Source organism: Streptomyces sp. NPDC058335 (genome assembly GCF_042723915.1).
Classification (GTDB): domain Bacteria; phylum Actinomycetota; class Actinomycetes; order Streptomycetales; family Streptomycetaceae; genus Streptomyces.
In genome coordinates, this window is the sequence record NZ_JBHXHX010000032.1 from 13,531 (window position 1) to 32,186 (window position 18,656).

At 70.5% G+C, this 18,656-nt stretch carries 14 protein-coding genes; 6 read left to right on the top strand and 8 right to left on the bottom strand.

Annotation, left to right across the window (positions count from 1 at the left end):
* Window positions 1-204 precede the first annotated feature (204 nt).
* From ACFWJX_RS38545 to ACFWJX_RS38560, 4 genes are all read left to right on the top strand, one after another.
* A complete protein-coding gene (locus tag ACFWJX_RS38545) occupies window positions 205-1,122 on the top strand; it encodes an SDR family NAD(P)-dependent oxidoreductase (protein ID WP_383251439.1) in 918 nt (305 codons plus the stop codon).
* 11 nt (window positions 1,123-1,133) lie between these two features.
* A complete protein-coding gene (locus ACFWJX_RS38550) occupies window positions 1,134-2,009 on the top strand; it encodes an amidohydrolase family protein (protein WP_383251502.1) in 876 nt (291 codons plus the stop codon).
* Between the two features lie 12 nt (window positions 2,010-2,021).
* Window positions 2,022-3,632, top strand: coding sequence for a long-chain fatty acid--CoA ligase (locus ACFWJX_RS38555; RefSeq protein ID WP_383251441.1), 1,611 nt, complete (start codon window positions 2,022-2,024; stop codon window positions 3,630-3,632).
* A 67-nt stretch (window positions 3,633-3,699) separates the two neighbouring features.
* Window positions 3,700-4,155, top strand: a complete 456-nt coding sequence (locus ACFWJX_RS38560) for a MaoC family dehydratase (RefSeq protein ID WP_383251443.1) — start codon at window positions 3,700-3,702, stop codon at window positions 4,153-4,155.
* Window positions 4,156-4,259: 104 nt separating this feature from the next.
* Here ACFWJX_RS38560 and ACFWJX_RS38565 read toward each other — a convergent pair whose 3' ends face one another.
* The 8 genes from ACFWJX_RS38565 to ACFWJX_RS38600 form a co-directional block, all read right to left on the bottom strand.
* Window positions 4,260-5,090, bottom strand: coding sequence for a PaaX family transcriptional regulator C-terminal domain-containing protein (locus ACFWJX_RS38565; protein WP_383251445.1), 831 nt, complete (start codon window positions 5,088-5,090; stop codon window positions 4,260-4,262).
* A 123-nt stretch (window positions 5,091-5,213) separates the two neighbouring features.
* Window positions 5,214-6,920 carry a PHP domain-containing protein gene (locus ACFWJX_RS38570; protein ID WP_383251447.1) on the bottom strand — a complete coding sequence of 569 codons (1,707 nt, stop codon included), beginning with the start codon at window positions 6,918-6,920 and terminating at the stop codon, window positions 5,214-5,216.
* An 82-nt stretch (window positions 6,921-7,002) separates the two neighbouring features.
* Window positions 7,003-8,829, bottom strand: a complete 1,827-nt coding sequence (locus tag ACFWJX_RS38575) for a LamG-like jellyroll fold domain-containing protein (RefSeq protein WP_383251449.1) — start codon at window positions 8,827-8,829, stop codon at window positions 7,003-7,005.
* A 41-nt stretch (window positions 8,830-8,870) separates the two neighbouring features.
* Complete coding sequence (locus tag ACFWJX_RS38580; protein WP_383251451.1) at window positions 8,871-12,020, bottom strand: glycoside hydrolase family 2 TIM barrel-domain containing protein; 3,150 nt, start codon at window positions 12,018-12,020, stop codon at window positions 8,871-8,873.
* Window positions 12,017-12,883, bottom strand: coding sequence for a carbohydrate ABC transporter permease (locus tag ACFWJX_RS38585; protein ID WP_383251453.1), 867 nt, complete (start codon window positions 12,881-12,883; stop codon window positions 12,017-12,019). Before ACFWJX_RS38585 ends, ACFWJX_RS38580 begins: the two co-directional genes overlap by 4 nt.
* Window positions 12,884-12,897: 14 nt before the next feature.
* A complete protein-coding gene (locus ACFWJX_RS38590; protein ID WP_383251455.1) occupies window positions 12,898-13,860 on the bottom strand; it encodes a carbohydrate ABC transporter permease in 963 nt (320 codons plus the stop codon).
* A complete protein-coding gene (locus tag ACFWJX_RS38595; RefSeq protein ID WP_383251504.1) occupies window positions 13,860-15,146 on the bottom strand; it encodes an ABC transporter substrate-binding protein in 1,287 nt (428 codons plus the stop codon). Before ACFWJX_RS38595 ends, ACFWJX_RS38590 begins: the two co-directional genes overlap by 1 nt.
* Before the next feature lie 95 nt (window positions 15,147-15,241).
* Window positions 15,242-16,261, bottom strand: coding sequence for a carbohydrate kinase family protein (locus ACFWJX_RS38600; RefSeq protein WP_383251457.1), 1,020 nt, complete (start codon window positions 16,259-16,261; stop codon window positions 15,242-15,244).
* 245 nt (window positions 16,262-16,506) lie between these two features.
* Here ACFWJX_RS38600 and ACFWJX_RS38605 point away from each other — a divergent pair, with 245 nt between their 5' ends.
* The gene (locus tag ACFWJX_RS38605; RefSeq protein ID WP_383251458.1) at window positions 16,507-17,271 is read left to right on the top strand and encodes a DeoR/GlpR family DNA-binding transcription regulator; all 765 of its coding nucleotides are present in this window, start codon (window positions 16,507-16,509) and stop codon (window positions 17,269-17,271) included.
* Entirely contained in the window at window positions 17,268-18,605 is a 1,338-nt protein-coding gene (locus tag ACFWJX_RS38610; RefSeq protein ID WP_383251460.1) for a 6-phospho-beta-glucosidase, read from the top strand. The genes ACFWJX_RS38605 and ACFWJX_RS38610 overlap by 4 nt, the downstream gene beginning before the upstream one ends.
* The last annotated feature ends 51 nt before the right edge of the window (window positions 18,606-18,656 follow it).

Below are 18,656 nucleotides of genomic sequence, written 5' to 3' on the forward strand. Positions count from 1 at the left end.
CCTGGCGGGCGATGGCGGGCTCCCTGGTGTCGGCCCCGGAGGGCGGTCTCGTCATGGCGCGTTCCAGCATGGCGCACCTGTAGGTCGACAACAACTATTGACGACAACAATTATTGCTCTTAGCTTCGATCCGAAGCCGCAACCCCGAATGCGGCCGCACCCCCCGTGTCGAGGTGCAGCCGACTCATGTGAAGGGACACCGTCGTGCCCAGCATCGATCTCACCGGCAAGGTCGCCGTCGTCACCGGCAGCGGCCGGGGCCTCGGCCTCGCCTACGCGCACGCCCTCGCCGCCCACGGCGCCCGCGTGGTCGTCAACGACATCGACGAGGCGGTCGCCGAGCAGGCCGTGAAGTCCATCACCGAGGCGGGCGGCACCGCCGTCGCCGAGGTGGTCGCCGTCGGCACCACCGAGGCCGCCGACCGGCTGGTCAACCGTGCCGTCGAGGAGTACGGGCGGCTCGACGTCCTGGTCACCAACGCGGGCATCCTGCGCGACAGGGTGCTCTGGAAGATGACCGACGACGACTTCGACGCGGTCGTCACCACCCACCTCAAGGGCACCTTCACCTGCGCCCGCGCCGCCGCCGTACGGATGCGCGAGCAGGGCGAGGGCGGCACGCTCGTCCTGGTGGGCTCCCCGGCCGGCCAGCGCGGCAACTTCGGACAGACCAACTACGCCGCCGCCAAGGCCGGCATCGCCGCCATGGCCCGCACCTGGTCCATGGAACTCGGCCGCGCGGACATCACCGTCAACGCGATCGTCCCGGTCGCCGCCACCGCGATGACCGAGACCATCCCCGCCTTCGCACCCTACGTCGAGGCCATGAAGGACGGTGAGCCGCTGCCCGCCTTCCTGCGCAAGGGCGAGGGCTTCGGCACCCCCGAGGACTGCGCGGCCCTCGTCCCCTTCCTCGCCTCCGACGCCGCCCGCTCGATCACCGGACAGGCCATCGGCATCGGCGGCGACAAGGTGGCACTCTGGTCGCATCCACAGGAGATTCGCACGGCCTACGCCGACGGCGGCTGGACCCCGGACGGACTGGCCGCCGCCTTCGCCACCTCGGTCGGCGCGGAACTCCAGACCGTCGGCATCCCGGCGCCCCAGTTCCCGGAGGCGTGATGGCTCCCGCCATGAACGTCGAGGACCTCGTCGCGATCGACGTCCACACCCATGCGGAGGTGTCCTCCCAGGGCCACTCCTCCCTCGACGACGACCTGCACGACGCCTCCTCCGCCTACTTCAAGGTCGAGGGCAAGCGCAAGCCGACCCTTCAGGAGACGGCCCGCTACTACCGCGAGCGCAGGATGGCCGCCGTGATCTTCACGGTGGACGCCGAGTCCGCGACCGGCACCGCCCCCGTCCCCAACGAGGAGGTCGCCGAGGCGGCCGCCGCCAACGCCGACGTCCTCATCCCCTTCGCCTCCATCGACCCCTTCCGCGGGAAGGCCGGCGTGCGGCAGGCCCGCCGCCTGGTCGAGGAGTACGGCGTGAAGGGCTTCAAGTTCCACCCCAGCATCCAGGGCTTCTTCCCCAACGACCGGGCCGTGGCGTACGCGCTGTACGAGGTGATCGAGGAGACCGGCGCCATCGCCCTGTTCCACACCGGCCAGACCGGCATCGGCGCCGGCGTGCCCGGCGGGGGCGGTATCCGGCTCAAGTACTCCAACCCGCTGCACGTCGACGACGTCGCCGCCGACTTCCCGCACCTCAAGATCATCCTGGCGCATCCGTCGTTCCCCTGGCAGGACGAGGCCCTCGCCGTCGCCACGCACAAGCCGGGCGTGCACATCGACCTGTCCGGCTGGTCGCCGAAGTACTTTCCGCCGCAACTGGTGCAGTACGCCAACACCCTGCTGAAGGACAAGGTCCTCTTCGGCTCCGACTTCCCCGTCCTGACCCCCGACCGCTGGCTCGCCGACTTCGACAAGCTGACGATCAAGGACGAGGTGAAGCCGAAGATCCTCAAGGAGAACGCCGCCCGTCTGCTCGGGCTGACCACACCGTGAAGGGGCGTGGAGATGCGCAACGAGGGACTGGGATCCTGGCCCGCACGCCGGGCCCGTAAGACCCCGCACCGCACGGCCCTGGTCCACGGCGACCCGTCGACGGTCCGCGGTGAGCGGTCGACCGCCGACGATGTCCCGTCGACGATCGCCGGTGAGCGGTCCATGGCCCGCAGTGATCTGTCGACGGTGCACGGTGAGCGGTCGACCGACTACCGCACATTGCATACACGCACCACACGCCTGGCCCACGCCCTGCGCGCCCGGGGCGTCCGCCGCGGCGACCGGGTCGCCTACCTCGGCCCGAATCACCCCTCCTACCTGGAGACCCTGTTCGCGGCAGGCACCCTCGGCGCGGTCTTCGTGCCGCTCAACATCCGCCTGGCCGGACCCGAGATCGCCTACCAGCTCGCCGACTCCGGCGCGAAGGCCCTCGTCTACGGTCCGGCGTACGCGGGCCTGGTGGCGGGGCTGCCAGGCAGCACCGACGTCCGGACCTACCTCGAGGTCGGCGCCGAGTACGAGGAGGCGCTGGCGTCGGCCGCGGAGGATCCGATCGACGAGCCGGTCGGCGCCGACGACACATGCATCATCATGTACACCTCGGGCACCACCGGCCGCCCCAAGGGCGCGATGCTCACCCACGGCAACCTGACCTGGAACGCGCTCAACGTCCTGGTCGACACCGACCTCATCGCCGACGAACGGGCCCTGGTCTCCGCGCCGTTGTTCCACACGGCCGGACTGAACATGCTCACCCTGCCGGTCCTGCTCAAGGGCGGCACCTGCGTCCTGGTCGAGTCCTTCGACCCGGACACCACCTTCGACCTGGTCGAACGCCACCGCATCACCTTCATGTTCGGGGTTCCGACGATGTTCGACCAGATCGCCCGGCACCCGCGCTGGCCGGACGCCGACCTGTCCTCCCTGCGCATCCTGACCTGCGGCGGCTCCCCGGTCCCGACCCCGCTGATCGCCGCCTACCAGGAGCGCGGTCTGACCTTCCTCCAGGGCTACGGCATGACCGAGGCCGCCCCCGGCACCCTCTTCCTCGACGCCGAACACGCGATCACCAAGGCCGGTTCGGCCGGTGTCCCCCACTTCTTCAGCGACGTACGGGTGGTCCGTCCCGACCTGACGCCCGTACAGACCGGCGAGACCGGCGAGGTGATGGTGCGCGGCCCGCACGTCATGCCCGGCTACTGGGGGCTGCCCGACGAGACGGCCGCCTCCTTCGCCGACGGCTGGTTCCGCAGCGGAGACGCGGCACGCGTCGACGAAGACGGTTACGTCCACATCGTCGACCGCATGAAGGACATGATCATCTCCGGCGGTGAGAACGTCTACCCCGCCGAGATCGAGGACCTGCTCCTCACCCACCCCGACATCGTCGAGTGCGCGGTCATCGGCGTGCCCGACGACACGTGGGGCGAGGTGCCGCGGGCGGTGGTCGTGCCGCGCGAAGGTGCCTCCCCGGACCCCGACGAGGTTCTGGCCTCGCTGGCCGGCCGGCTCGCCAAGTACAAGATCCCGAAGTCGGTCGTCATCGCGGACGAACTCCCGCGCACCGCCTCCGGGAAGCTCCTCAAGTCCGGGGTGCGCAAACGCTTCGGCGACAACTCCTAGCGCTTCGGCGACAACTCCCAGCTCTTGCGAGCTACTCGGCAACAACTCCCAGCCAAAGGACAGCTACATGAGCCTCACCGTCAACGGCCTCGACGAGCTGAAGAAGCTGGCCGGCAGCGACCTGGGCACCAGCGAATGGATCGAGGTCACCCAGGAGCGCATCGACACGTTCGCCGACGCCACCGGCGACCACCAGTGGATCCACGTGGACCCGGAGCGTGCCAAGGACGGCCCCTTCGGCACCCCCATCGCCCACGGCTACCTCACCCTGTCCCTCTTCATCCCGCTGTTCACCGAGCTGCTGGACGTCCAGGGCGTCACCACGAAGGTCAACTACGGCCTGAACAAGGTCCGTTTCCCCTCGCCGGTGAAGGTCGGCTCCCGCATTCGCCTCACCGCCCGGCTCGCCGAGGTGGAGGACGTGCCGGGCGGGGCGCAGATCACCGTCGACGGCGCGATCGAGATCGAGGGCGGCGCGAAGCCGGCCGCGGTGCTGCAGAGCCTGTCGCGGTTCTACGCCTGACCCCCCGTCGCCGCCCGATCGCATCGCGCCGCCCCACCGTCCCGCCCCGACCGTCCCGCCCCGACCGTCCCGCCCCGACCGTTCCGCCCCGCGCGCGACCGGTTCTACGCCGGATCGGGGCGCACGGGCACCAGGTCGAGGAGGCGCCGCGCCGAGGCGTCCGCGAGCGGGGTCAGCCGTTCGTGGACGCTCCGGAACGTCTTCTCCGCCTGCTCGGCAGGCCAGTCGTCCGGCAGATGCCTGACGGGCAGACGCGGGTCGCTGCGGATGATCCGCAGCCACTCGGTCTGCAGCAGCAGCCGCCGGGCCAGGGCGTCGTCGGGGTCCGGCGCCGCCGTCTCCCCGGGCTGCCAGCGCCGTAGGAACGCCGTGTAGCGGTCGGCTAGTTCGGGGAGTTCCCAGGTCTCCTCGATCATCGCGCCGATGTCCGTGCCGGCGTCGGCGTTCGCGCGGAACACCTTCACATGGGAGGCGAGCCCGAGTTCGGCGACCAGGGCGGACACGTCGACCTCGCCGGGGGCGATCCACAGCCCGCCGAACAACGGGCCGAAACCGCTCCAGGCGAGTTTCGCGCGCAGGTCGTGACGCTGGCGCTGCCAGGACTCGGGCAGGGAGAAACCGAGCAGGGTCCAGGTGCCGTCCCAGTGCCGGTTCACGGCGCCGGTCTGCCACATCCGCCGTTCGCCGTCGAGCAGCACCTCCGCGGAGTGCTCGGTGAGGCCGAAGTACATACGGCGGCCCTCGCGCTGGCGGCGGAGCAGGCCCCGGTGGACCATGCGGGTCAGCGTCGAGCGGGTCGCCTGCTCGCCCACGCCGGCGCGGGCGAAGACGTCGATCACGCTGCCCGAGTACACGCACACGTCGCGTCCGAGCACCTGCTCGCCCAGGAAGGTGAGCATCAGGGACTGCGGCCGCAGCGACTCTTCGGTGGTCACGCGGCCACGGTACCTCCGGCCGGGTTCCGGCCGGACACCCACCGTCCCGGCCGAATCCCGCTCAGCCACCCCGGGTGGCGACGGGCACGGGCTCAGCCGCCCACCGTCGCCGTCGGCACCCGGTCAGCGGCCCACCACGTCGACGAAGACCGGGTTGGAGTAGAACCAGGTGTCGGCCCACGGGTCCCCGTCGCCCGGCGGGTGCGGGATCGGCCCGTGCGGGTCGACCGCGACACCGAGGTAACCGGTTCCGTGCCGGTTTCCGTCGCTGCCCCGCAGCCGCACGTAGAAGGACTCCTCGCCCGCGGTGAGCGGGATACGCAGGGTGTACGTCCCCTTGCGGCCGGAGACGTCCTTCGACCAGGCGACCCTGGTGTCGGGTGCTCGCCAGCCGTCCCGGTCGGCGGCCGGGCCGCGCACCGCGCCCCGGATGACGTCGACGTGCGCCAACTCCGGCAGGATCCCCTGGGAGTTGGGGCGGGCGGCGCTGGTGACGGTGACGTTCAGGGTGAGCTTCTCGCCCTTGCGGACCCGCAGCCGGCCGCCGAGCGTGACGCCCCGCCCGTGGTCGTGCTCGCGCTTCAGCCGCACCTCCAGCCCGTCCAGCAGATGCCCGTGGTCCAGCCAGACCCGGCCAGCCCGCAGCCCGGCCATCACCGAGCGGTAGCCGTGCCGGGCGACGCCCACATGGGTGCGGCTGAACTGGCCGGGCCAGAAGTCGCTGCCCGGCTGCGGGGTGTCGGTGTTCACCGGGTCGGGCAGCCGGCCGGTGGTGTCGAAGCTCTGCCCCGGTGCCCAGTCGCCGTTCCTCCAGCTGTCGGAGACGATGCGGTGGGCGTCGGAGTTGGTGGTGACCGAGAAGACCCGGCCCTCGGAGAGCAGTGCGTCCCACAGCCCGCCGACGGTCGCCGTCGCCCAGTCGAAACCGCCGTACGTCAGATAGGCGTCCGCCGGATACCCGGCCCAGGACTGTGCCGTCGGCTTGTTCTCGTACTCGCCGCGGACCGACGTCGGACCGCGCCACCCGGGGACGGCCGCGCCCTGGGCGCCCGGGGCGCCCTCCATGCCGATCATGATCTCGGGGGCCGCGTCCCGCCAGCCGCGCATCTCGCGCGGGGAGTCGATGCCCAGGCGCATCGGGTGGTTGGCGAGGACCAGGACGTCGTCGACGTAGCCGGTACGGCGTTGCTCGGCCAGCCACTGGATGGCCTGGACGGCGTGGGCCTCGTTGCGTGCGGTGTCCGCGGCCCCAGCGGCGCCCTGGGTATAGCCGAGGAGCTTGCCGTCGTAAGCGTTCTCGAAACGGGTCAGCAGGTCGACCTCGTGCGGGCCGGGCGCCGCGAACACCGTGGCGTGCTCGGCGGCCGGGATGTACCACTCCAGGCCCTGGAAGATCAGCTGGCGCGGGTTCTCGGCACGGGCCTTGACGATCTCGTCGTGCTCCAGCGGGGCGCCGTACTTCGCGTGCCCGAAGTTGGAGTGCTCGGTGAACACCATCCAGTCCAGGCCGTAGGCCGCGCCCGCCGCCGCCAGCTGCGAGAACGTGTACTTGGCGTCATGACTGTAGACGCTGTGGATGTGATGGTCGCCGACCAGATAGCCCAGGCGCGGATCCTCACCGCCGAGGCCGCCGAGGCCGGCGGCGTCGCTCCGGCCCGCCTGGTCCCGTCCGGCGGCGGCCGCCGGGCCGGCCGCCGCCGACCCGAGCGCGAACGCGGCACCGAACAGGCCCGCAGCCCGCAGGAGTCGGCGCCGGGAGGCGCCCTGTGCGTCGAGATCGGCGGGGGAGACGGACGGATCCGCCCAGGAAGGCAACTGCTGCTCGGCCATGACTCTCTCTCGGGGCTCGGGGCTCGGGGCTCGGGGCTCGGGGGTGGGGGGTGGGGGCGGAGGAGCGGGGGCGGGCTCGGCCTCAGCGGTTCATGAAGGAGGTGACGGGCAGCGCCCGTTCGACGATCCGTACGTCGCCGAGCCGGCCGTGCAGGATCTGGTCGATCCGCCCGCCGTACGCGTAGCCGCCGAGCAGCCACGGCAGCCCCACGGAGGTGATGCCGACCGACCTCGCCCTCGGGTTGCGGACGACCGGGCAGCCCTCGACGTAGAGCGTGGTGTGCCGGCCGTCGTTGACGACGGCGAGGTGCCACCAGGTCTCCAGCGGCGTCTCCTGGCCCCAGTTGGTGACGATGCCCTCCTGGTTGAAGGGACGCATCGCCCACTGCGGCTCACGGTCGTTGGAGAGGGAGAGCGTGGCCAGCGGCTCGTCGGGGTCGTCGCCGGTCTTCCCTGCGGCGCCGCCGGTGCCGGTACGGCTCACCAGGCCCGACCAGGCGTGGTGCGAGGGGTCCCAGCCGGCGGGCAGCCGGTAGAAGGCCTCGATGGTGTAACCGCTTTCGAACGTTGCCGAGTTGATCGGCGCCCCGTCCGTCGTCCGCAGGTACGCCCCCTTCAGCGGCGACTTGTAGCCCTCGAACTCCAGGCTGCCGTGACCGGGCTGGTCGGGATGGTGATCGGCCGACCAGCCCAGCGATCCGCCGCCGACCGTCACGAGGGTGAGGTCGTTGCCGCGTCCGGACAGGTCACGGACGGTGCCGCCCGCGGGCGACTCGAAGCGCCAGTACGCCACCGTGCCCGGGACCAGCATCCTCGACACCGGACGCGCGGGCCGCGCCGGTACGGGGGCGAAGCCGGAGAACCGCTCCGCGAAGTCGATGCCGACGGTGAACCGGTCGGCGTCACCGCTCAGCTCGATCTCCTGCCGCTCCAGCTCGTTGAGGCCCTTCGCGGCCCGGCCGAGGATCCACGGGGAAACCGTTTCCACATCGATGACGTTCCGGTCCAGGTCGAAACGGTAGAGACGGATCATCGCCGCGCCGCCGAAGTAACGGTTCTGGTAGTTCGTCAGATGCAGATGGACGTCGTTTCCCGCCGCGTTCCTCCGGGTCGCCCGTCCGGCGGGCCAGTAGTGGCCGTTGAGGGTGAGGAAGATCTGGTCGTGGTCCTTGATCAACCGGTCCCACAACTGCTGCCCGTACGCCGACAGCGCGTCGTCCTCCACGACCAGCTCGTGCGTGGTCAGGACGACCGGCGTTCCCGGGTACCGGGCCAGCACGTCGGCGGCCCACGCATACCCCTGCGCCGACAGCCGCCAGTCCAGCGCCAGCACCATCCACTCCCGGCCGGCCGCCCGGAACAGGTGGAAGGTGTTGTAGCCGTCCGGGGAGGCTCCGCCGAAGGCCGGGCGGCCCGCGAAGCGTCCGGGGCCGAAGGCGTCCAGGTACGGGCTCGCTCCGCGCTGGTCGGTCGTCGACGACTTCACGTCGTGGTTTCCGGCCAGCACGCTGTAGCCGACCCCGCGCCGGTCCAGCAGCGTGAACGCCTCGCTGATGGCGGTTACTTCGGCTTTCGTGCCGTTCTGCGTGAGGTCGCCCAGGTGGGACAGGAAGACGATGTTCTCGTTCCTGCCGTGCTCCAGGAGGTAGCGCAGGGACGCCTCCACGGGAGCCTTGTCGATGCTCGGCCCGTCGAAGAGGTACTGGGTGTCGGGCATCACCGCGAGAGTGAAGCGGCGGCTGTCGGGGTCGGGACGCCATGCGGACGGCGTCGCCTCGGCGGTGGTGGCCGGCAGGGCGACCGAGGCGGTGGCGGCGGCGCCCAGCAGCGCGGTCGCCCTGAGAAAACCGCGTCGTCCGGCGCCGGCCTGCGCGGCCTCGCACTGTTCATGGGCATGCGACGTACACACGTGTGCTCCGTAGAGGAAGTCCGCGAAGGGATAAGGGGAGTTCAGAGGACGCGCAGGGTCCAGCTCCAGCGGTGCCGGCCCGGCGCGACGAGATAGGAGGGGAAGGTGTCGGGACCGCAGGAGGCCGTACCGAGCCCGCGGTGCGCCGCGTCGAGGTGGACCACACAGCCGGTGCGCGGTACCAGCTCGTCGTGGTGGGCGGCGGCCGTCAGATCCTCGGCGCGGTGGCGCGTGACGGAGACCTGGCGCGGCTCGTCCAGTGCGACGGCGAGGCCGGTGGCGTCGGGCGCGGACAGCGTGAACCGCCGCACACCGTGCCGGCCGCCGCTCTCCTGGGGCCGCAGATAGGGCGTGAACAGAGCGTCGACGGGAAGGGAGTGATGGCCCACCGGCGCTCCCGCGCTGCGGTCGGGGTACGACTCCCAGGGGCCTTGCCCGAACCACTCCAGCAGGTCGAAGCCCGCGACCGTCTCGAAGACCGAGCCGACCCGCGCCACGTCGTCGAACGCGTCGGGCAGTTCGGCCTCCTCGTCGATCCGCAGGCCGCCCTCGACCGGCGTGAACACCTGGCGGTGGCGGACGACCTCGGTGGTGCCGGCGTACTCCGCGACGACGGTCACCGACACACCGTCGTGGCGCACCGAGACCGGTTTGCGCACGAGCGCGTCCAGGCCCCAGGCCCGCCAGCGCAGCGCCATGCCGCCCAGCTCGTCGTTGTCGGTGGGCGCCCGCCACAGCGACAGCGTGGGGGCGGCGGTCAGCAGCGGGTGCACCAGCAGCCCGTCCGCGTCGATCTCCACCCGGGCGGCCACCGTCTGTTTCGCAACCGGTTGCGCAATCGGCTCGGCAAGCGGTGCAGCAACCGATTCCACACCGGTTTTCGGAAGCAGGTCAGCAACCGGTTCCACACCTCGCGCGGCAACCGATTCCACAACCGATTCCGGAAGCGGACCGGCAAGCGGTTGCACAAGCGGATCAACAACAGGTTCCGCAACAGCTTCCGCAACAGCTTCCGTAACAGCTTCCGCAGCCCGCAGCCGCAGTTGCGGCGTGCACACCTCGGTGCCGCGCGGTGCCCACGGCAGGTCCTCGGCCGTCGTCACGCGCAGCGTCAGCCATGCCTCGCCGCCGTCGGGCGGCAGCTCGAACGGCAGTGGCACCACCGCCGTCCCGCCCGGCCGCAGCTCGGGCAGCACGGCCGGCGCGGTGAGCGTGGCGAGACGGGGGCTCCCCCGGCCCGAGGACGGGGGAGTGGCGCCGTCCGCGAGGGACAGTTCCCACTCGGCGGCGAGCCAGTCCAGGCCGCGGAAGTGCTGGTGGTTGGAGAGCACCAGGCCCTCGTGCCGGAAACACTCCAGGCGCACCGGAGCGGCCAGCTCCCGGTGCTCGTACATCACGGGCTTGGGTGTGCGGTCCGGGAAGACCACGCCGTCCGCGATGAACGCGCCGTCGTGGTCCCTCTCGCCGAAGTCACCGCCGTAGGCCCAGCGGTACCCGGGTGCGGCGACGCCGCTGTCGTAGAGCCCGGCGCCCCCACGCCCGGCCGGTCTTCCGTCCGTCACACTCTGGAGGATGCCGTGGTCCCAGAACTCCCAGATGAAGCCGCCCTGAAGTCCCGGGGTGGCCTCGATGGCGGCCCAGTGGTCGGCCAGCGTGCCGTTGCTGTTGCCCATCGCGTGCGAGTACTCGCACTGGACGAGCGGCTTGGTCTGGTGCCCGGAGAGCGCGTGCGCCACGCAGTCCTCCAGCGGCGCGTACATGGGGCAGGCGATGTCGGAGGCCACGTCCGGGTCCGCCCAGCCGCGCTTGGCGGCCCCTTCGTACTGCACCGGCCGGGCCGGATCGTGCCGGCGCACCCAGCCCGCCGCCGCGTCGTGGTTGGCGCCGTAGTCGGACTCGTTGCCCAGCGACCAGATGATCACCGAGGGGTGGTTCCTGTCCCGCAGCACCATGCGCGACACCCGGTCGACGAAGGCGTTCAGATAGCGCGGGTCGTCGGCGATCTCATGGGCGTGGTCGTGGGACTCGATGTCCGCCTCGTCGACCACGTAGAAACCGATTTCATCGGCGAGGTCGTACAGCGCCGGGTCGTTCGGGTAGTGCGCGGTGCGGATCGCGTTGAAGCCGAAACGCTTCAGCAGGACCAGGTCCGCGCGCATGTCGTCGTACGACACCGTGCGCCCGGTCAGCGGATGGAAGTCGTGCCGGTTGACGCCGCGGATGAAGACGCGCTCGCCGTTGATCAGCAGGTCCCGGCCGACGATCTCGACGTCGCGGAAACCGACGCGGTGCCGGGAGGTGTCGGCGACGGTGCCGTCGGCGCGGTGCAGGCGCACGGTCAGGCCGTACAGCTCGGGCGTCTCGGCGTTCCAGGTGCGCACCTCGGGCACGCGTGTGCGCAGGCGTGCCTCGCCGAGGAAGGCGGAGACCCGCTCGTCCTGCGCGTTCAGCCGGTCGAACTCGGTGTCCTGTGCCAGCGGCAGCCCGTCCAGTTCGCCGCTGACGTACCAGCCTCCGGGCAGCGCCCCGCCGGCGTCCCGCACCAGACAGTCGACCCGCAGCTCCCCGTCCCGGCGCGCCCGTACGGTCACGTCGGCCAGGTGCAGCGGGTCGGTCGCGTACAGCAGCACCGAGCGGGTGATCCCGCCGTGCCACCAGTGGTCCTGGTCCTCGATGTGCGAGGCGTCCGACCATTTGACGACGGTAAGCCGTACGACGGCCCGCGCGCCGGGGCGTACGAGAGCGGTGAGGTCGAACTCGGCGGCCAGGTGGGAGTCCTTGGAGACGCCGACGGGCCGCCCGTCCACGTGCACCAGCAGCACGCTCTCGGCTGCGCCGACCTGGAGCACGATCCGGCGCCCGGCCCAGTCGGCCGGGATGTCCAGGTCCTGTTCGTAGACACCCGTCGGATTGTCGGCGGGCGACAGTGGCGGGAATTCTGTATACGGCATACGGATGTTCAGATACTGCGGAAGGTCGGTGGTGTCCTGCATGGTCCACACGCCCGGCACGGTGGCCGTCGACCACGCACCGCCGACCGGCGCGTCCGGCGCGGACAGCAGCTGAAAACGCCAGTCGCCGTCCAGGGAGTGCGCTCCGTCGCGCCGGTCGACGGCGTTCATGGGCAGCCGCCCCCAGGAGGTCACCTCCGGTGCCTCCCAGGGGCGGAGCGCCAGCAGGGGATCCCTCACTTGATCGCTCCCTTTCCGAGGTCCCCGATGATCTGGCGGGCGCCGATCGCGAACACGATCAGCAGCGGGACCAGGGCGAGCAGCGCGCCGGTCATGACCATTCCGTAGTCGGTGGTGCCGTGGGTGCCGTTGAGCTGGGACAGGGCGACCTGGAGGGTCACGTTGCCGGGGTCGGTGAGGGCGATCAGCGGCCAGGCGTAGTCGTTCCACTGGCCCATGAACGTGAAGATGGCGAGGAAGGCGAGGCCCGGCCGGACCACCGGGAGGGCCACGTGCCAGTACTGACGCAGGAAGTTCGCGCCGTCGATGCGGGAGGCGTCGAGGAGTTCGTCGTGGATGGCGCTCTTCATGTACTGGCGCATCCAGAAGATGCCGAAAGCGTTTGCCGCGGCCGGTACGATCAGCGCCGTCATCGACCCGATCCAGCCGAGCCGGGCCATGATCACGAACTGCGGGATGGCCTGGAGCTGCATCGGCACCATGAAGATGAGCATCAGCAACGCGAACAGCAACCGTTTCCCGGGAAACTCGAACTTGGCGAAGACGAAGGCCGCCAGCGAGTCGAAGAGCAGGACCAGGAACGTCACCGTCGTCGCGACGAGCAGCGAGTTCGCCATGGACCCGAAGAAGTCGATCGCGTCGAAGAGGCTGCGGACGTTCTCCAGGAGATGGGTGCCCGGCAGCAGTTGGGGCGGGTACGAGAAGATCTCGCTCGAGGTGTGCGTCGACATGATGACGGCCCAGTAGAACGGGAAGGCCGACAGCAGTACGCCGGTGATCAGTGAGGCGTGCAGGGCGAGGGCGCGGCGCCGTGACCCCCGGATGCCCGCGCGGGACGGCTTGAGGCCGTGGATGGATGCCATGGTGCCGGCCCTTCCTATGCTTCGTCCCGGCGCTGGAGCAGGCGCCAGTTGATGATCGAGAAAAGTACGACGACGAGGAAGATGCCCCAGGCCACGGCCGCGCCGTAGCCGAAGTCGTTGTTGTCGAAGGTCTGCTGGAAGAAGTAGAGGACCATGGTCCGGCCCGAGTGGCCGGGGCCGCCCGAGAACGTGGACTCGTTCGCGGTGTTCTGGAGGAGCACCTGCGGTTCGGAGAAGCTCTGCAGACCGGTGACCGTCGAGACGACGAGCACGAACAGCAGGGTGGGCCGCAGCAGTGGCAGGGTGACGCGGAAGAAGGTCTGCACCGGCCCGGCGCCGTCGATGCGCGCCGCCTCGTACAGTTCGCCGGGGACGGTCTGGAGGCCGGCGAGGAAGATGATCGCGTTGTAGCCGGTCCACTGCCAGGTCATCAGCGTGGCGATGGCGACCTTGATGCCCCACGGGGTGTTCAGCCAGGCCACCTGGTCCAGCCCCACCGCCTGCAACAGGGCGTTGACGAGACCGAAGTTGGTGGAGAACACCGAGCCGAAGACGATCGCGACGGCGACCACGGAGGTCACGTTGGGCAGGAAGAAGGCGACGCGGTAAGCGTTCTTGATACGGACCGCCGAGTTGAGCATCACGGCGGTGACCATCGCCAGGAAGATCATGGGGAAGGTGGCCAGGGCCCAGATGACGACGGTGGTCCCGATGGACTGCCAGAAGTCGCTGTCGCTCACCAGATACCGGTACTGCGACAGACCCGCCCATTCCATGGACCCCAGCCCGTCCCACCGGTGGAAGGACAGGTAGAGCGAGAAACCCACGGGGATCAGGCCGAAGGCGAGGAACAGCAGGTAGAAGGGGGAGATCGCGGCGTAGAGGTGCCAGTACTTGCGCAAGCCCTTACGCGGCTGGACGGCGGGGATCTCCGTCATGACCACCGGGGGCTTCTCCAGTGCGGGGACGGTGGCCATCAGTAGCTCACCCCCAGGTGCTCGGCGATGCGACGGCACTTGCTCATGGCGTCACTCCAGGCCTTGTCCGGGTCCTTGCCGAGGACGCCGACGTTCTTGATCTCGTCCTTGACGGGCTGCCCGAGGGCGATGTCGAAGGGGCTGTTGTAGGCGATCGCGATCTTCTGTGCCGCGGGCCCGAACACGTCCGTGGTGACCTGCCCGCCGAAGAACGGGTCGGGGTCGCGCAGTTGCTTCAGTCCGTAGGAGGCGGGGGTGGAGGGGAAGAGGCCCGCGTCGACGTAACCCTGGGCCTGGTTCTTCGCGTCGAGCATCCAGGTGATCAGCCGGAAGGCCTGCTCGGGCTCCCGGCACGCCTTGGTGATCGACAGGAACGAGCCGCCGTTGTTGGCGGGCCGCACCGGCATGTCGGCGACGCGCCACCTGCCCTTGGTCCTCGGCACACCGTTCTTGAGGTCGAAGGTGGCCCAGGAGGCGCCCAGTTGGCTGGGCAGCTTGCCGTCGTCGACAGCGGAGAGCTGGTCAGGGGTGCCGGTGACCAGGTCCGAGACGAGTCCGCGCCGCTTGGCCTCCACGGCGAGGTCCCAGGCACGCCGCACATGTTGCTGGTCACCGATGAAGTGGCGGTCCCTGTCGACGTACCGCTCGCTGCCCTGGTTCACCACGTTGTCGAAGACCGCGTTGACGTCGGTGAGCAGAGAAGCACCCGGAATGCGCTTGCGGAGCTGTTCCCCGGCGGCGAAGAACTTCTCCCAGGTGTTCAGCTCCTGGGACACCTCGTCCGGCTCGTACGGAAGGCCCGCCGTGCGGAACACGTCGTACTGGTAGAGGTGCGCGACCGGCCCGCAGTCGATCGGGAAGCCGATCATCGAGCCGTCGTCGGCGATGCCCTGGTCCCACTTCCAGGACAGGTACCGGCTCTTGTAGGCGTCCGCCCCCAGCGTCCGCAGGTCGACGAACTGGTCGGCGTTGGGCAGGTACGAGGCCATGTCCTCGCCCTTGAGTCCCGCGATGTCGGGGATGTGGGCGCGGCCGGCCATGGTGGTGATCAGCTTGGAACGGTAGTAACCGCCGATCTGGATCGCCTGGAGGTTCACCGTGCTGCCGTACCGGGCCCTGGCGTTCTTGACGACGGTGTCGCTCAGGCCGCCGCTCCAGTACCACAGGACCATGTTCCGGCCGGTCGAGCCGGTCGGAACGGCGCAGCCGGACGCCAGGCCGCCCAGCGCCGTGGCGGCCACAGGGGCCAGGCCCGCGCGCAGCAGGCCTCTTCGTGAGAGCCGCACAGCTCCCACCGCCTTTCGGATCTGTTCGGGAGTTCGCATACGAGGGGCATGTGGGGGGCGTGTCGTGTGTCTGGGGGAGGTCGGGTGTGGGGAGGTCAGCCGGTCCGTGCGGGTGGGGTGACCGGGGCGTGGCGGACCGGCGGGCCGGGGTCGTCCGGCAGCCGGTCGGCGAGGAAGCCGTACGCCCGTTTCAGGTCGGGGTCGGTGAGCGAGCGCCACCAGCGGTCGATGCCGTACCAGCCGGGGGCGGCCAGCGCCCCGCCGTGGTGGCGCACCGACAGCCCGGCGGCGAGGACGGCGAACCGCAGCCGTTCCTCCAGCGGCCAGCCGCCCAGCGAGGCCGCGACGAAGCTCGCGCCGAACACGTCACCGGCTCCCGTGGCGTCGAGGACATCGATGTCAAGCGCCGGGACCTGCGCGAACTCGCCGGTCGTCTGGTCCACCGCGAGGGCCCCGTCGCCGCCACGCGTCACCACGGCGACCGGTACCAGCTCGGCGAGGGTGCCGAGCGCGGCGACGGCGCTGTCGGTGCGGGTGTACGCCATCGCCTCGGTCTCGTTGGGGAGGAACGCGTGGCACAGGGCCAGTTGGTCGAGCAGGTCGCGGGACCACTGCCGGGTGGGGTCCCAGCCGACGTCGGCGTAGATCTGCGTGCCGTCGGCCGCCGCCTTGCCGATCCAGGCGCGCGGTTCGGCCTCCAGGTGCACCAGGGCCGTGCGCGCCTCGGGCGGGTCGCCCATCAGCACGTCCTGCGAGTACGGCGGCTCCTGGCCGTGGGTGACCAGGGCCCGGTCCTGCCCGTGGGCGAGGGCGACGGTGACCGGGGTGTGCCAGCCGTCGGCGACGCGGGAGAGCGAGAGGTCGACACCCTCCTGGCGGGCGATGACCTCCTGGCAGTACGCGCCGTAGAAGTCGTCGCCGAACACCGTGGCCAGCGAGGTGCGCAGGCCGAACCGCGACGCGGCCACCGCCAGGTTCGCGATGCCGCCGGGGCCGCAGCCCATCCCGGCCGTCCAGATCTCCTCGCCCGGTGCGGGCGGCCTGCCCAGGCCGGTGAGGACGAGGTCGTAGAACAGCAGCCCCGTCAGCAGCACGTCGGGCCGGTCGTCGTCCACGGGAACGTCCTCTCGTTCGGGCGGGGGCGTCGCCTCGATGGGTGGCTCACCGCGTCGACCCGTGGCTTCGTCACACGGATCGGGTGGGTTCATCGGGTCGATCAGGGGTTCGTGACATGGATCGGGTGCTTCGTCAGAACTCTTCATTTCGGTGACCGGAATCGTGCGCCCCTCGGCGAGATTGGTCAATACCCGAGCAGAACTGAGCATGGATTTGATTGAAGATGACGAGTAGTGTTCACGCCGTGCTGGCAGAACGACGACACCAACTCATCCTGCGGGCCCTGCGCTCCGGCGGTCCCGCAGCCGTGACCGATCTCTCCGAGCAACTGGGCGTGAGCCCCGCCACGGTCCGGCGCGACCTGCTCAAACTCGAGGAGGAGGGCCTGCTCACGCGTGTCCACGGCGGCGCCGTCGTCGACGAGGGAGACCAGCCCTTCGCCGAGGTCGCCGAGGTCCGGGTGGCCGAGAAGGACGCGATAGCGGCGCGCGCCGCGGCCATGATCACGGATGGCCAGTCGGTCCTGCTGGACATCGGCACCACCGCCTACCGGCTCGCCCGTCAGCTGCACGGCCGCCGGCTCACCGTGATCACCAGCAACCTGGTGGTCTACGAGGAACTCGCCGACGACGAGGGCATCGACCTGGTGCTGCTCGGCGGCATGGTCCGGCGCGAGTACCGCTCCCTGGTCGGCTTCCTCACCGAGGACAATCTGCGCCAGCTGCACGCCGACTGGCTCTTCCTCGGCACCAGCGGGGTGCGGCCGGGCGGCGAGGTGATGGACACGACGGTCGTCGAGGTGCCGGTCAAGCGCGCCATGATCAAGGCGAGCGGAAAGGTCGTCCTGCTGGCGGACACGGCGAAGTTCCCCGGTACGGGCATGGCGAAGGTCTGTGGTCCGGAGGACCTGGACGTGGTGGTGACCAACGCTCCGGTGGACCCGGCGACCCGTTCCTCCCTGGAGGAGGCGGGCGTCGAGGTGGTCCTGGCAGGAAAGGTGCAAGCGTGAGACTGACGATTCTGGGCGGCGGCGGATTCCGGGTGCCGCTCGTGTACGGGGCGCTGCTGACGGACCACGCCGAAGGGCGGGTCACCGAGGTCGTGCTGCACGATCTGGACGACAGTCGACTGCATGCGGTGGCCCGTGTACTGGCTGAACAGGCGTCGACGGTGGCCGACGCCCCCACCGTGACCGCGACGACCGATCTCGACGAGGCGCTGCGCGGCGCCGACTTCGTCTTCTCCGCGATCCGCGTCGGCGGCCTGGAGGGCCGGGCGAACGACGAACGGGTGGCCCTGGCGGAGGGCGTCCTCGGTCAGGAGACGGTCGGCGCGGGCGGCATCGCCTACGGTCTGCGCACGGTGCCCGTCGCCGCCGACATCGCCCGGCGGGTGGCCCGCCTCGCCCCCGACGCCTGGGTCATCAACTTCACCAACCCGGCCGGTCTGGTCACCGAGGCCATGTCCCGCCACCTCGGCGACCGTGTCATCGGCATCTGCGACTCGCCGGTCGGCCTCGGCCGCCGTATCGCGCGCGTCCTCGGCGCGGACCCGCGCGAGGCGTTCATCGACTACGTCGGCCTCAACCACCTCGGCTGGGTACGCGGGCTGCGGGTCGCCGGCCGCGACGAGCTCCCGCGTCTGCTGGCCGACTCCGACCTGCTCGGCTCCTTCGAGGAGGGCAAGCTGTTCGGCGTCGACTGGCTCCGGTCGCTCGGCGCGATCCCGAACGAGTACCTGCACTACTACTACTTCAACCGCGAGACCGTGCGCGCCTACCAGCAGGCCGAGAAGACCCGCGGCGCCTTCCTGCGCGACCAGCAGGCACGGTTCTACGAGGAGATGCGCCGGCCCGACGCGGCGGCGCTGACCGCCTGGGACCGCACCCGCGCCGAGCGCGAGGCGACCTACATGGCCGAGAACCGCGAGACCGCGGGCGCCGGCGAACGCGACGCCGACGACCTCTCCGGCGGCTACGAGAAGGTGGCCCTCGCCCTGATGCGGGCCATCGCCCGCGACGAACGCACCACCCTGATCCTCAACGTCCGCAACCAGGGCGCCCTCTCGGTGCTCGACACGGACGCGGTCATCGAGGTGCCCTGCCTCGTCGACGCCAACGGAGCCCATCCCGTGGCCGTGGCCCCGCTGCCCGAGCACGCGACCGGCCTGGTCTGCGCGGTGAAGGGGGTCGAGCGGGAGGTGCTCGCCGCCGCCGAGTCCGGCTCGCGCGCGAGCGCGGTGAAGGCCTTCGCGCTGCACCCGCTCGTCGATTCCGTGAACGTGGCCCGTCGGCTGGTCGAGGGCTACACCGCGGTCCATCCAGGCCTGGCGTATCTCGGGTGAGCACCTCCGGAAAGCCCTTCGGCAAGCGCGGGTAAGCGCTTTCCCTCCTTT

Coding starts and splice junctions, on each gene's coding strand:
- ACFWJX_RS38550 (WP_383251502.1), top strand. CDS start 1,134: ATGAACGTCGAGGACCTCGTCGCGATCGACGTCCACACCCATGCGGAG.
- ACFWJX_RS38555 (WP_383251441.1), top strand. CDS start 2,022: ATGCGCAACGAGGGACTGGGATCCTGGCCCGCACGCCGGGCCCGTAAG.
- ACFWJX_RS38560 (WP_383251443.1), top strand. CDS start 3,700: ATGAGCCTCACCGTCAACGGCCTCGACGAGCTGAAGAAGCTGGCCGGC.
- ACFWJX_RS38570 (WP_383251447.1), bottom strand. CDS start 6,920: ATGGCCGAGCAGCAGTTGCCTTCCTGGGCGGATCCGTCCGTCTCCCCC.
- ACFWJX_RS38585 (WP_383251453.1), bottom strand. CDS start 12,883: ATGGCATCCATCCACGGCCTCAAGCCGTCCCGCGCGGGCATCCGGGGG.
- ACFWJX_RS38590 (WP_383251455.1), bottom strand. CDS start 13,860: ATGGCCACCGTCCCCGCACTGGAGAAGCCCCCGGTGGTCATGACGGAG.